General features: G+C 73.0%; 11 protein-coding genes. 4 read left to right on the top strand and 7 right to left on the bottom strand.

Annotated features, from left to right (window positions below; genetic code table 11):
• Positions 1-289: 289 nt before the first annotated feature.
• On the bottom strand, positions 290-1507 hold the full coding sequence (locus tag AC0QU1_RS13165) for a LacI family DNA-binding transcriptional regulator (protein WP_483569800.1): 1218 nt from the start codon (positions 1505-1507) through the stop codon (positions 290-292).
• Between the two features lie 131 nt (positions 1508-1638).
• On the opposite strand from AC0QU1_RS13165, the gene AC0QU1_RS13160 reads away from it, so the two are divergent.
• The 4 genes from AC0QU1_RS13160 to AC0QU1_RS13145 are packed head-to-tail and all read left to right on the top strand — an operon-like array spanning position 1639 to position 7564.
• Positions 1639-2946: an ABC transporter substrate-binding protein gene (locus AC0QU1_RS13160; RefSeq protein WP_483569799.1), complete on the top strand. Its 1308-nt coding sequence runs from the start codon at positions 1639-1641 to the stop codon at positions 2944-2946.
• Positions 2946-3866, top strand: coding sequence for a carbohydrate ABC transporter permease (locus AC0QU1_RS13155; protein WP_483569798.1), 921 nt, complete (start codon positions 2946-2948; stop codon positions 3864-3866). The genes AC0QU1_RS13160 and AC0QU1_RS13155 overlap by 1 nt, the downstream gene beginning before the upstream one ends.
• The gene (locus tag AC0QU1_RS13150; RefSeq protein ID WP_483569797.1) at positions 3863-4690 is read left to right on the top strand and encodes a carbohydrate ABC transporter permease; all 828 of its coding nucleotides are present in this window, start codon (positions 3863-3865) and stop codon (positions 4688-4690) included. The genes AC0QU1_RS13155 and AC0QU1_RS13150 overlap by 4 nt, the downstream gene beginning before the upstream one ends.
• Before the next feature lie 15 nt (positions 4691-4705).
• Complete coding sequence (locus AC0QU1_RS13145; RefSeq protein ID WP_483569796.1) at positions 4706-7564, top strand: alpha-L-rhamnosidase; 2859 nt, start codon at positions 4706-4708, stop codon at positions 7562-7564.
• Here the strand turns inward: AC0QU1_RS13145 and AC0QU1_RS13140 are convergent.
• The 6 genes from AC0QU1_RS13140 to AC0QU1_RS13115 are packed head-to-tail and all read right to left on the bottom strand — an operon-like array spanning position 7548 to position 13191.
• Entirely contained in the window at positions 7548-8240 is a 693-nt protein-coding gene (locus AC0QU1_RS13140; RefSeq protein ID WP_483569795.1) for an HAD-IA family hydrolase, read from the bottom strand. The genes AC0QU1_RS13145 and AC0QU1_RS13140 overlap by 17 nt on opposite strands.
• Positions 8237-9301, bottom strand: a complete 1065-nt coding sequence (locus AC0QU1_RS13135) for an ABC transporter ATP-binding protein (protein ID WP_483569794.1) — start codon at positions 9299-9301, stop codon at positions 8237-8239. The genes AC0QU1_RS13140 and AC0QU1_RS13135 overlap by 4 nt, the downstream gene beginning before the upstream one ends.
• On the bottom strand, positions 9298-10113 hold the full coding sequence (locus AC0QU1_RS13130) for a carbohydrate ABC transporter permease (protein WP_483569793.1): 816 nt from the start codon (positions 10111-10113) through the stop codon (positions 9298-9300). Before AC0QU1_RS13130 ends, AC0QU1_RS13135 begins: the two co-directional genes overlap by 4 nt.
• On the bottom strand, positions 10110-11054 hold the full coding sequence (locus AC0QU1_RS13125) for a carbohydrate ABC transporter permease (RefSeq protein WP_483569792.1): 945 nt from the start codon (positions 11052-11054) through the stop codon (positions 10110-10112). Before AC0QU1_RS13125 ends, AC0QU1_RS13130 begins: the two co-directional genes overlap by 4 nt.
• Entirely contained in the window at positions 11051-12361 is a 1311-nt protein-coding gene (locus AC0QU1_RS13120; RefSeq protein WP_483569791.1) for an ABC transporter substrate-binding protein, read from the bottom strand. Before AC0QU1_RS13120 ends, AC0QU1_RS13125 begins: the two co-directional genes overlap by 4 nt.
• Complete coding sequence (locus AC0QU1_RS13115) at positions 12358-13191, bottom strand: MBL fold metallo-hydrolase (RefSeq protein ID WP_483569790.1); 834 nt, start codon at positions 13189-13191, stop codon at positions 12358-12360. Before AC0QU1_RS13115 ends, AC0QU1_RS13120 begins: the two co-directional genes overlap by 4 nt.
• Positions 13192-13279 lie beyond the last annotated feature (88 nt).

The raw sequence follows: 13279 nt of genomic DNA, 5'->3' as shown, positions 1-13279 counted from the left end.
TCGGAACTTGCGGTTCGGCGACCCGGTACACCATTAGCTTGCGGTTGGGTGCCGCTGGTGGCCAGGAACCACTGACCCTTCGACCGCCCCCGGGGACCTCCGGCCGGGTAGTGCGCCGAACCGCAAGTTGGTCGCCACCCTCGCTGCCGAAACGCAAGGTACACGTCGATCAGTGCCCATCCGGACACGCAACATTCGGCTCGGCATCGATCGTGACCAGGAACCTGCGGTTCGACGCCCGTCGCGACCAGGAACTTGCGGTTCGGCGGATGAAACGTCAGACAGTCGCTCACGGCCGGCGCGGCGGCGCCGTCGAGCGGCGTACCTGGAGCGTGGCGGCGGACTCGCGCCGCACCGCCTCCGTGCGGCCGTCCAGCCGTTCGAGCAGGAGCCGTACCGCGTCGCGGCCCATGGTGACGCCGCTCTGGTCCACGCTGGTGAGCGAGACGAGCGGGTGCCGGGCGATCGGCACGTCGTCGTAGCCGACCACCGAGACGTCCCGCGCGTCGAGCCCGGCCTCCGCGATGGCGCTCAGCACGCCGATCGCCAGCGTGTCGTTGCCCGCGAAGATCGCCGTCGGCGGCTCGGGGGAGCTCAGCAGCTCGCGCGTGACCGCGTGGGCCTCCGAGCCGTCGAACATCGTGTGGATCACCGACGGCTCGCGGCCCAGCGCCCGCATGCGCTCGCGGTAGACGGCGGCGCGGGCCACGTGGGGCTCGTCGCCGGCCTGACCCGCCCACGGCGGCTCGGGGCGGGCCGGGTGGATGGTCAGGTGGGTGATCCGCCGGTGGCCCAGCTCGATGAGGTGCGTCATGACCTGCTCGGCGCCGGACCGGTCGTCGCCGGCGATGGTGTCGTAGCGGTCCGACCGGTCGTGCCGGCCGATCATCACCAGGGGGGTGCGTTCGGCGATCCGTTCGAGCCACGCCGGATCCACCCGCGGCGCGATGGCCACGATGCCGTCCACCTGGCGGTCGGCGAGGCTGTTGATCGCCACGTCGCTCTTCTGGTCCCGGCCGAGGGGCGCGATGATCATCTGGTACGGGGTGGTGGCAAGGGCGTCGGTGGCGCCGTTGACGATCATCGTGAGGAAGTCGTTGCCGATCTGCGGCACCTCGAACCCGAACGTGAAGCTCGCGCCGCGCATCGCCCGCGCGGCGACCCGCGGCCGGTACTCCAGGCGCTCGATCGCCGCCTCGACCTGGGCCCGCATCCGGTCGCTCACGCCGTAGGCGTTGCGGATCACCTTGGAGACGGCGGCGCGCGAGACGCCCGCCTCGCGGGCGACGTCCTGGATGGTCGAGGGCCGGGGGCGCGGTCCTGCGGCCGACGACGCCCGTGGTCCTGCGGCCGACGACGCCCGTGGTCCTGCGGTCGACGGCGCCGGCGGTCCTGCGGTCGACGGCGTCCGTGGTCCTGCGGCGGACGACGCCCGCGGCCCAGCGCCCGACGACACCCGCGAGCCCGCGGCCCGCCCGCCGTCCGGCCCGGTTTCAGCTGAGGTCACAACTCTCATCCCGGTTCTGTAGATCGGTTGACACCCTATAGGACCCTCGCTAGCGTGGACTCGCTGAAAGGATTCATTCGAGGGAGTGTAGATCGCTCTACGATCCTTTCGCTCTACGAGGAGGTAGAGAGATGTCCCGTGCAACCCGTCATCGCGCGGCAGTGGCCGCCGCGGCGGTCCCGCTGCTCGCCCTCGCCGGCTGCTCGTCGTCCGGTGGAGCCGACGCCGGACCCACCGAGATCACGTTCCTCACGACCAACGACGCGCCGAACCCCGAGGTCGCCGAGGCGCTGGTCGAGGCCTTCGAGGCCGAGCACCCCGACGTCACGGTGGAGGTCGAGATCCGGCCCGGCGGCGCCGAGGGTGACAACCTGATCAAGACCCGGCTGTCCACGGGCGAGATGGCCGACGTGTTCTTCTACAACTCCGGCTCCCTGCTGCAGGCGCTCAACCCGGACTCGACCCTGGTGAACCTGAGCGACCAGGAGTGGGTGGGCACCCTCACCGAGGAGTTCCTGCCGACGGTGAGCACCGACGCCGGCACCTACGGCGCGCCGTTGGGCGCCGCGTTCGCGGGCGGCGTCGTCTACAACCGGCCGCTCTACGAGGAGCTCGGGCTGGAGATCCCGGAGACCTGGGACGAGTTCATGGCGAACAACGAGACGATCGCCGCGGAGGGCGACGGCGTCGCGCCGGTCATCCAGACCTACGGCGAGACGTGGACCAGCCAGCTCTTCGTGCTGGGCGACTTCGCCAACGTGCTCGCCGTCGACCCGGAGTGGGCCGACCAGTACACGGCGCACCAGCGGTTCTACGCCGAGGAGCCGGCCCTCCTGGGGTTCCAGCACCAGCAGGAGGTGGCCGAAGCGGGCTACTTCAACGAGGACTTCCCGTCCGCGACGTTCCCCGACGGCGCCCGCATGGTCGCCGAGGGCGAGGGCGTGCACTACCCGATGCTGTCGAGCGTGGTCCAGACGATCGCGCAGAACACGCCCGACGCGGTGGACGACATCGGCTTCTTCGCGCTCCCCGCCACCGAGGCGGAGAACACCCAGGCGACGATCTGGCAGCCGAACGCCGTCTACATCCCGCGGTCCACCGAGGGCGCAGAGCTGGAGGCGGCCAAGGAGTTCGTCGCGTTCGTGAACAGCGAGGCCGGGTGCGACATCCAGAACGAGCTGCTCCCGCCGGCCGGTCCGTACGCGAGCTCGTGCGAGGTGGCGGACTCCGCCCCGCCGCTGCTCGACGACATCCAGGCGTACTTCGACGCCGGCAAGACCGCCAACGCGCTGGAGTTCATCTCGCCCGTCAAGGGCCCGAACCTGGAGCAGGCCACCGTCGAGGTGGGCTCGGGCATCCGCAGCGCCGAGGACGCCGCGGCGTTCTACGACGAGGACGTCGAGAAGCAGGCCAAGCAGCTCGGCCTCGAGGGCTGGTGATGGCTGCCGCCACCGAGGTGCGGCCCGCCGCACGCCGTCGGACGGCGGCCCGCGCCTCCCTGACCCAGCGCGCCGTCTACCCGTCGTGGTTCTACCTGCCGGCCGGCGTGCTCTACCTGATCTTCTTCGCGATCCCCACCTTCGCGTCGTTCTACTTCAGCCTCACCCGCTGGACCCTGTTCGACGTCGAGTTCATCGGGCTGGACAACTACGTCCAGTTCTTCGCCGAGCCGCAGCTCTCGCGGGGGTTCGTGAACACGCTGATCTACGGGTTCGTGACGTCGGCCGCCAAGGTGGTGCTCGGGCTGGCGCTCGCCGTGCTGCTCACGTCGCAGCTCGTCGGCCGCGGCTACCTGCGGTCGGTCGTGTTCTTCCCGGTGCTCGTGTCCACGATCGGCGTCGGCATCACGTTCACGGCGCTCCTTGACCCGTTCGACGGCGTGGTCAACACGATGCTCGCCGCGTTCGGGATCGACGGCCCCGGGTGGTTCACCGACCCGAACCTGGCGCTGCTGACCATCGCCGCCGTCGACGTCTGGAAGGGGCTCGGCATCGCGACGCTCATCTACATCGCGGGCATCGTGGCCATCCCGCAGGAGTACTACGAGGCCGCGCGGGTGGACGGCGCGGGCCGCTGGCAGGTGTTCCGCTCGATCACGCTGCCGCTGGTCCAGCCGGCGACGGCGACCGTGATCATCCTGTCCCTCATCGGGGGCCTGCGGTCGTTCGACCTGATCTGGGCCACCACGGGCGGCGGCCCCGGGTTCACCAGCGACGTCATCGGCTCGGTCATCTACAAGCAGTACCAGGCCGGGTTCTACGGGCTGTCGACGGCGGGCAACGTGATCCTGTTCCTGGTGGTCACGGCGATCATGGTGCCGGTGTCGATCCTGCTCAACCGGAAGGCGGTCGAGCGATGAGGCGCGCCGGCTCCTGGGTCACCGGGATCGTGGCCATCGCGGTGTCGGTGGTCGTGTTCCTGGTGCCGTTCGTGTTCATCTTCCTCACGGCGTCCAAGGACGCGTCGGAGGCCTCGCGGCTGGAGTTCTCCTGGCCCACCACCTGGGCCTTCGCCGAGAACCTCGGCGAGGTGCTCGCCACGCGCGACGGCATAGTGGTGCGGGCCTTCGTGAACAGCACGGTCCTGACCGTGGTGAGCGTCGTGGTCATGGTGGTCCTGTCCGCGATGGTCGGGTACCTGCTGCAGCGGCGCCCGTCGCGGCTGAGCGGCGTCGTCAACTTCTTCGTGCTGGCGGGGCTGATCGTGCCGCCGGCCGTGGTGCCCACCGTGTGGGTGCTGCAGACCATCGGGCTGTTCAAGACCATGCCCGGCCTCATCCTCATCGAGGCGACGTTCGGGCTCTCGTTCTGCATCCTGCTGTTCCGGGCGTTCGTCGCGACGATTCCCCGAGAGCTGGACGAGGCGGCGGTGATCGACGGCGCCGGACCCCTGCGGCTCTTCTTCACGGTCATCCTGCCGCTGCTGCGGCCCGTGATCATCACCGTGGTGGTGGTGCAGGCGGTCAACGTGTTCAACGACTTCACGAACCCGCTGTACTTCCTGCCCGGCGACGAGAACGCCACGGTCCAGCTCACGCTCTACAACTTCACGAGCCAGATGGTCAGCCAGTTCAACCTGCTGTTCATGGACATCCTGCTGATCACCATCCCGCCGCTGGTCATGTACATCTTCTTCAACCGCCAGATCGTGGCCGGCATGACGTCCGGCGCGGTGAAGGGCTGAGAAAGGGTTCCCTCGATGCACACCGATTCCCCGACCTCCGGCGGCCTGACCCCCGGCAGCACCACCTCCGGCGGCACGACGTCCGTCCGCGAGGTGCGCGTCGAGCGCCGCACGGACGGCCACTTCGCCGACAACCCCGCACCCCGCCTGAGCTGGACCGTCGAGAGCACCACCGACGGCTGGTGGCAGGCAGGGGCCGAGGTCCGGCTCGACGGCGAACGGGTCGCGCGCCTGGACACCGACGAGTCCCGGTTCGTGCCCTGGCCGTTCGACCCGCTGCGCCCGCACGCCCGGCACACGCTGGAGGTGCGCGTCACCGGCGTCGACGGCGGGACCTCGCCCTGGAGCGCCCCCGTCACCGTCCAGGCGGCGTTCCTGGCCGACGGCGAGTGGGCGGCGTCGTTCGTCGGGCTCGCCGACCCGGCACAGCCCGCGACGCCCGGCCTGCTGCGCACCGAGCTCGACCTGGACGGCGAGGTGGCCCGCGCGACGCTCTACGCGTCCGCGCACGGCGTCTACCAGGTGGAGGTCAACGGGCAGGACGTGGACGACGCCGTGCTCAAGCCCGGCTGGACGTCCTACCAGTACCGGGTGGTGCACGAGGCCACAGACGTCACCGCGCTGCTCCGGCCGGGCGCGAACGCGATCGGCGTGCGCCTGGCCGGCGGGTGGTGGACCGAGCGGTACGGCTTCCGCGGCGCCGCCCGTGCGTTCTACGGCGAGCAGCCCGCCGCGGCCGTGCAGCTCCACGTCGAGCTCGCGGACGGGACGACCCGCGTGTTCACCACCGGGCCGGACTGGCGCGGGGCCGCGGCCGGCCCCGTGGTGACCAGCGGCATCTACGCCGGGGAGCGGATCGACGCCGGGCGCGCCGTGCCGGGCTGGAGCAGCCCCGGCTTCGACGACTCGGCGTGGCCGGCCGTGCGGGTGGACGCGTCCGACGTCGTGCCGGAGCCCGCCGTCGCCGAACCCGTACGGCGGGTGGACGAGCTCGAGGTCCAGGACATGATCACCACGCCGTCGGGGCGGACGGTGCTGGACTTCGGGCAGAACCTGGTCGGGCGGCTGCGGGTGCGGGTCACCGGGGAGCGGGGGCGCGTGATCACGCTGCGGCATGCCGAGGTGCTGGAGCACGGGGAGCTCGGCGTGCGGCCGCTGCGTGCCGCCGAGGCCACCGACCACCTCGTGCTGTCGGGCGGGGACGACGTGTTCGAGCCCGAGTTCACCTTCCACGGGTTCCGGTACGCCGAGGTCGAGGGCTGGCCCGGTGAGCTCGACGTGGCCGCGGCGCGGGCGGCGGTGACCGCCGTCGTCGTCAGCAGCGACATGCGCCGCACGGGCTGGTTCGAGAGCTCGGACGAGCGGGTGAACCGGCTGCACGAGAACGTGGTCTGGGGCATGCGCGGCAACTTCGTCTCGCTGCCGACCGACTGCCCGCAGCGCGACGAGCGCCTCGGCTGGACCGGCGACATCCAGGTCTTCGGCCCGACGGCGAGCTACCTGTTCGACTCCGACGCCTTCCTGGCCTCGTGGCTGCGCGACGTCGCGGCCGAACAGGCCGCCCGGGACGGCGTCTGCCCGATCGTGGTGCCGTTCGTGCTGCCCTTCGGGTCGGCCCCGGCCGCCGCCTGGGGCGACGCCGCCACGGTGGTGCCGAGCACGCTCCTGGAGCGGTTCGCCGACCGGCGGGCGCTCGCCGAGCAGTACCCGAGCATGCGGGCGTGGGCCGACGTGCTGCTGGGCAAGGCGGGGGACCGGCTGCTCTGGGAGGGGATGTTCCAGTTCGGCGACTGGCTCGACCCCGACGCGCCGCCGGACGACCCCGCCGCGGCCAAGGCGGACCCGGACATCGTGGCGAGCGCCTACCTGGTGCGCTCGCTGGCGCTCGTGGCCGCGGCGGCGCGCGAGCTGGGCGACGCCGCGGCGGCGGGCCGGTACGGAGACCTGGCCGAGCGGGCGCGGCAGGCCTGGGTCCGCGAGTACACGACCCCGGCCGGGCGCGTGGTCTCGGACGCGCAGACCGCCTACGCGCTGGCCATCACCTTCGGCCTCGTGGACGAGCCGACGCGCCAGGTGATGGGCGACCGGCTGGCCTGGCTGGTGCGCCGCGCGGGGTACCGGATCGGCACGGGGTTCGTGGGCACGCCGATCGTGCAGGACGCGCTCACCACGACGGGGCACGCCGGGACGGCCGCCCGGCTGCTGCTCCAGACCGGCGTGCCGTCCTGGCTGTACGCCGTGACCATGGGCGCGACGACGGTTTGGGAGCGCTGGGACAGCATGCTGCCCGACGGGAGCATCAACCCGGGCGAGATGACGTCGTTCAACCACTACGCCTTCGGCGCGGTGGCGGACTGGCTGCACCGCAGCGTGGCGGGGCTCGCCCCGGACACGCCCGGCTACCGGCGCCTACGGGTGGCGCCGGTGCCGATCGCTGGGCTGGACCGGGCCTGGACCCGGCACGAGACGCCCTACGGGACGGCGGAGGCCGGGTGGGAGGCGCAGGACGGGCAGGTCGTGGTGCGCGCCGTGGTGCCGCCGAACGCCTCGGCGGTCGTGGTGCTGCCGGGGGCTGACGGCCAGATCGAGGTGGGCTCGGGCCGGCACGAGTGGACAGTGCCCGACCCGCGGACTCGGGCCGAGCCGCGCGAGGTCACGCTGGGCTCGACGCTCGGCGAGATCGCCGACGATCCGGAGGCGTACGAGGCGGTGCTCGCCGCGGTCGACGAGATCGAGGCCGAGCTCGGCGGCACCCTGCGCTCGCTCAAGGAGTGGACCGACCAGCGCACCCTGGAGGAGGAGCTGGTGCGGCTGCCGTCCGGCGCACCCGAGCGGCTGCGGACGGCGCTGGAGGAGCTCAACGCCCGGCGGTGACCGAGGTCTGACCGGGGGCCTGGCCGGCCGGGACCAGCTCGCGGAGGCGGGCCACGGTCCGGGCGGTCGAGCGGTGGTGGACCGCGAGCCAGCCGTGCTGCTCGGCGGCGGCGCAGTTGCCTGCGTCGTCGTCGACCAGCAGCGTCCGCGCGCGCGGGGGCGGGGACAGGACGGCGTCGGCGTGCCGGAAGATCGCGGGATCGGGTTTGGCGAGCCCGATCTCGTGCGACCGCACGACGGCGTCGAAGATCTCGACGCCGGCGAGCAGGCGCGCGCGGTGCGGCTCCCACTCGGCGACGCTGTTGGTCAGCATCCCGACCCGGACGCCGCGGGCGGCGATGCGCCGGAGCTCGTCGACGAGCTCGTGGTTCAGGGGCCGGCCAGCGTACCAGTGCTCGTCCCACTGGCCCAGGTCGATGCGGAGGCTGGTGCGTAGGGCGGGTGGCAGGTGGGCGGTGAGCCGGTCGGCCCACTCGCGCTGGGTGAGGATCCCGAGCTCGAGCGGGCCCAGGCCGTGCAGGCCGAGCTCGCCCGCCACCCGCTCGGCGGCCGCCGCGAGCTCGGGCCACGGCACGCCGCTCGCGGCGGCGACCTGAGCCGCCGCCTCGGCCACGGGCGGCGTGAGCACACCGCCGAAGTCGCACCACAGGACGCCGACGAGCGGGGTGGCGCTCACGGCAGCCGCTTCCCGTCGGGACCGAACCGGTGCAGGCGTTCGGCGGGGACGGTCACGCGGGCGGCGTCGCCGGGCACGAGCCATCGTTCGCCCTCGCGCTGGACCAGCGTGAAGCCGCCGTCGGGGCCGGCGCAGCGGACGTGCTGGCCGTCGCCGGTGAACTCGCACGACTCGACGACACCCCTGACGTCGAAGGCGCCGGGCTCCGAACCGCCGTCGAGCCGCCCGTCCGCCGGGCGCCAGCCGATGCGGACGCCGTCCCGGTCGTGCAGGTTCATCGCGGGCGTGCCGAGGAACGCGGCGACGAACTCGCTCGCCGGGCTGCGGTAGAGCTCGTCAGGGCTGCCGCTCTGCGCCACCACGCCCCGCTCCATGACCACGAGGTGGGTGGCCATCGAGAGGGCCTCGTGCTGGTCGTGCGTGACGAGCACGAGCGTGGTGCCGAGCTCGCGGTGCAGGCGCGTGATCTCGGCGCGGGCCGACGCGCGGAGCTGCGGGTCGAGGGCGGACAGGGGCTCGTCGAGCAGCAGCAGGGAGGGCCGCCGCACGATCGCGCGGGCGAGCGCGACCCGCTGCCGCTGGCCGCCGCTGAGCTGGGCCGGGCGGCGGCCGAGCAGGTCGTCGAGGCCGAGCAGCGCCGACACCTCGTCGACCCGCTCACGGATCTCGTGCCGGCTCGGCCCCGAGCGGCGGTCGTGCCGGGCCTGGAGGCGCAGCCCGAACGAGATGTTGCCCTCGACCGTCATGTGCGGAAAGAGCGCGTAGTCCTGGAACACCATGGCCAGGTCGCGCTCGCCGGCGGCCCGCGCGGTCACGTCGTCGTCGCCGATGCGCAGCGTGCCGCCGTCGGGGGAGTCGAGGCCCGCGACCATCCGCAGGATGGTGGACTTGCCGCAGCCCGACGGCCCGACGATCACGGTGAGCGACCCGGCCGGGACGGTGAGATCGACGCCGGCGAGCGCGACGGTGGCCCCGAACGACCGGGTGACGCCGGCGAGCTCGACGTGCGCGGGCGCGGGGCGGGTCGAGGACCGGTCGGGGGAGGGAACGAGGGCGGTCATCGCAGTCCCGAGGTGAGGAAGGCGTCGGTGATCCGGCGCGAGGCGGTCAGGTAGACGACGACGATGGGCAGGCTCGTCAGGGTGGCTGCCGCGAGCAGGCCGCCGTAGTTGATGCCCTCCGCCGTCTCGAACTGGGCCAGGCCCACCTGCACGGTGGTGTGCAGGGCGTCGGGGGTGACGAGCAGCGGCCACAGGTACTCGTTCCAGGTGGTGATGAACACGAGCACGCCGAGCGCAGCGACGGCCGGACGCAGCGCCGGCAGCACCACGTGCCACAGCACCTCCAGCGGCCGCGCGCCCTCCAGGCGGGCGGCGGCCGTGAGCGACGGCGGCAGCGCCTCCACGTGCTGCAGCAGCACGAGCACGGCCAGGGCCGACGAGCCGAGCTGCGGCACGATGAGCCCCGCCTCGGTGTTCAGCCAGCCGAGCCGGGCCGTGAGCAGGAACTGCGGAACGATGAGCGCCTGCGGCGGGATCGCGAGCGACACCATGGTGAGCCCGAGCACGAGCGGGCGGGCACCGGGCCGGAAGTAGGCGAGCGCGAAGGCGGCGAGCACGGCGATCACGAGCTGCCCGAGGGCGACCCCGGTGGCCATGACCGCCGTCCGCCCGATCAGCTCGCCGGCCGGCCAGCGGGTCAGCACGTCCGCGTAGTTGGCGAGGGTCGGGTGTGCGCTCACCGGGACGACGTCGAAGATCTCGTTGGCGGGCTTGACCGACGTGAGCACGGCCCACAGCAGGGGGAACGCGGTGAGCAGCGAGAGCGTGGCGAGCACCGCGTGCCAGCCCACGACGGCGAGGCGGTGACTCATGGCGCCGTCCTCTCCGCCCGCGCACCCCGGCGCACGAGCGCCACGGCCGCACCGACGACGGCGAGCGCGGCCAGCACGAGCATCGCGGCGGCCGACGCCGGGCCGATCTGGAAGAACGTGAAGCCGAGCGTGTAGATGCGGTAGTACACGGAGTCGGTGGCGTTGTCGGGGCCGCCCTGGGTGAGCACCGCGACGTTCGTGAACGTCCACTGCCCGGCGAGCACGAGGCTGAGCAGCGCGAGCACGATCGTGGGCCGGACGAGCTGGGGCAGCACCACGAACCGCACGGTCTCCCAGGGGGTCGCGCGCTCCAGCCGGGCGGCCTCCAGTAGGCGCCGGTCCAGGCCGGACAACGCCGCGCCGTACAGCAGCATGTTGAAGGCGGTCACGCGCGCGGCCGTGACCAGCACGATGGTGACCAGCGCGGTGGCCGGGTCGCCCAGCAGGTCGACGGCGGGCAGGCCCACGGCCTCCAGCGTGCGCGCGAGCAGCCCGTTGAGCGGGTTGAGCAGGAACCGCCACGCCACGGCCACCGAGACGGGCGCGACCATGACGGGCAGGAAGAGCAGCGAGCGGTAGACGGTTGCGGCGCGGCCCGGGCGCAGCCAGAGCATGGTCGCGATGATCAGCGGCACCACCGTGGCGAACGGCAGCAGCGCGAGCGCGTAGAGCACCGTCTGGCCGGCGGACCGGACGAAGTCGCCGTCGGCGAACAGCGCCTGCAGGTTGGCCAGGCCCGACCACGACGGGGTGTCGGTGAGGCGCCAGTCGGCGAAGCTCAGCGCGAGCGTGACGAGCGCGGGACCGTAGACCCACACGCCGAGCGCGGCGAGCAGCGGGGTGAGGTAGGCCCAGCCGCCGCGCGGGCGGCGTGCCCGGGCGCGCGGCGGTGGGGCGCCTCGCATGGAGGCGCCCCACCGGGTGGTGGCGGGCAGGGTCATTCGGTCCCGACCAGGTCGCGCAGGCGGTCCGCCGTCTCGTCGAGCGTGGAGCGGACGTCGGCGCCGCGGAGAACGATGGGCTCGACCGCGTCGTCCTGCAGCAGCACCACCGCCTGGTTGGCCTGCGGTCCCGAGAACGACTGGTACGGGCTCACCGTCCCGAGCTGCTCCAGGGGCGGGACCAGCAGGTCGTTGTCGGCGAAGTAGTCGCCGAGGTACTCCGGGTCGTCCACGATGTCGGCGCGCAGCGGCAGGTAGCCGATGTCCTCTGTGATCATCGTGTAGCCCTCCTTGCTGGTGAGGAACTTGACCAGCTCCCACGCCGCCGCCTGCTTGGCCGGGTCGTCGCTCAGCACGACGAGGCTCGCGCCGGAGAAGGTCGGGCGCGGCTCGGGCGCGCCGAACGTGGGGAAGCCGGCGCTGCGCAGCTCGAACGAGCCCTGGGCGGCCTCCGCGAGCTGGCCGGAGACGGCCGTGCTCACCACGAACATGCCGAGGTTGCCCGCCGCGAAGTCGGACAGGGCGTCCTCGACGCCGACGGCGGGCTGCAGGCCGTCCTCGGTCAGCTCCTGGAGGGCCGTCAGGCCCGCGACGGCCTCGTCGGAGTCGAGCGCCACCGAACCGTCCGGGGCAATGAGCGAGCCGCCGGCCGAGTTGATGACCGACTGGGTCACGTAGTCGGACTTGGAGGGGTCGGCGATGCCGAAGTAGACGCCGTTGTGCCCGGTGTCGACGACGGCCCGCGCGGCGGAGCGCACGTCCTCGATCGTGGCGGGCGGGTCGTCGGGGTCCAGGCCCGCGTCCCGGAACAGGTCGGCGTTGTAGAACAGCGTCGGCACCGAGACGGTGTACGGCAGGGCGCGGACGTCGCCGTCGGACGTGCCGGTGGTGACGAAGGCCTCGTCGATGCCCTCGACGGACGGCCCCCACTCGTCGCCCGCGAGGTCCTCCAGCGACTGCACGGGCAGCGTGTCGAACGCCTCGGCGAGCTTGCTGTAGCCCATCTGCACCACGTCGGGCGGCGAGCCGGCGGCGACCGCCGCCTTGGTCTTGGTCAGTACGTCGCCGACGGCGACCGACTGGGGCTGCACGGTGATGTCCGGGTGCAGCTCGGCGAACCGGTCCAGCAGCTTCTGGGTGCCGGTGCCCGCTGCGCCCTGGGTGCCGTAGTTGTAGGAGCTGAACGTGATGGTGGTGGGGCCGGCCTGGTCGGGGGAGCCGGACGGCGCCGCCGTCGAGCAGGCGGCGAGGCCCAGCAGGGCGCCGGCCGCGAGCGCCGCGGCGCACGCGTGGTGGAGGCGGTTCATGAGAAGACCTTTCGGGTCGGTGCGACCGGGATGCGATGGTCCGGATCGGCGATCCGGACCGGTCCGTCGAACTCGCCTGCGGCGCGCTCACGGTGCCACTCGAGCTCGAGCGGGTCGGTGGAGGAGAAGTGGGTGAGCACGAGCTCGGCGGCCCCGGCGTCGGCCGCGGCGCGGCCCGCCTCGCGCGAGCTGAGGTGCCCGTGGCCGCTGCGGTCGGTCTCGCGCAGGGTGCACTCGCTGAGCAGCAGGCCCGCGCCGTCGGCCAGGGCGGGCAGGGCGTCGGTGACGCCGGTGTCGCCCGTGTAGACGAGGCTTGCCGCGGGCGACTCGACGCGGATGCCGCAGTTGGGCGCCGCGTGCCGCAGCAGCTCGAACCGCAGCGTGAGGTGGCCGACGGCGACCGTCTCGCCGGGCTCGTACTCGTGCACGGCGAAGGCGGCGTCGAAGGCCCGGTCCAGGAGCGGGTGGGTGGTGACGGGGAAGAGGGCGGCGAGCGCGGTGAGGATCCCGGTTGCTCCGCGCGGCACGAACAGCGGGGTCCGCGGCACCGAGTCGTCGATCTCCAGCTCCGCGCTCTCGTCGGCCCGGCGGATGCGGCGGCGCAGCAGCAGCTTGCCGAGCGGCAGCAGGTCGTAGACGTGGTCGGAGTGCAGGTGGGTGACCGCCACGGCGTCCGGGAGGGTGCCCGGGATAGTCGTGCCGAGCCGCAGCGCGGTGCCGGGGCCGGCGTCGAGCTGCAGGGTGACGCCGCCGTCACGCACGAGGTAGCCGCTGCTGGCGCGGCCGCCGTCCGGCATGCCGGCCATGATGCCGAGGGGGTGCAGGTCCATGGGTCGCTCTCGTCCGGGGCGCCGGGCCGGCGCCGCTCCGGACCCATGCTGGGCGCCGCCGTCGGACCCCATCAACGGCCAGTTCGCT

The sequence above is a fragment of the Promicromonospora noduliphila genome (genome assembly GCF_056951025.1).
Note: the sequence above shows the minus strand (reverse complement) of the source record. Positions and strands in the feature narration are given on the sequence as shown.

Coding starts and splice junctions, on each gene's coding strand:
- AC0QU1_RS13160 (WP_483569799.1), top strand. CDS start 1,639: ATGTCCCGTGCAACCCGTCATCGCGCGGCAGTGGCCGCCGCGGCGGTC.
- AC0QU1_RS13155 (WP_483569798.1), top strand. CDS start 2,946: ATGGCTGCCGCCACCGAGGTGCGGCCCGCCGCACGCCGTCGGACGGCG.
- AC0QU1_RS13150 (WP_483569797.1), top strand. CDS start 3,863: ATGAGGCGCGCCGGCTCCTGGGTCACCGGGATCGTGGCCATCGCGGTG.
- AC0QU1_RS13145 (WP_483569796.1), top strand. CDS start 4,706: ATGCACACCGATTCCCCGACCTCCGGCGGCCTGACCCCCGGCAGCACC.
- AC0QU1_RS13135 (WP_483569794.1), bottom strand. CDS start 9,301: ATGACCGCCCTCGTTCCCTCCCCCGACCGGTCCTCGACCCGCCCCGCG.
- AC0QU1_RS13130 (WP_483569793.1), bottom strand. CDS start 10,113: ATGAGTCACCGCCTCGCCGTCGTGGGCTGGCACGCGGTGCTCGCCACG.
- AC0QU1_RS13125 (WP_483569792.1), bottom strand. CDS start 11,054: ATGACCCTGCCCGCCACCACCCGGTGGGGCGCCTCCATGCGAGGCGCC.
- AC0QU1_RS13120 (WP_483569791.1), bottom strand. CDS start 12,361: ATGAACCGCCTCCACCACGCGTGCGCCGCGGCGCTCGCGGCCGGCGCC.
- AC0QU1_RS13115 (WP_483569790.1), bottom strand. CDS start 13,191: ATGGACCTGCACCCCCTCGGCATCATGGCCGGCATGCCGGACGGCGGC.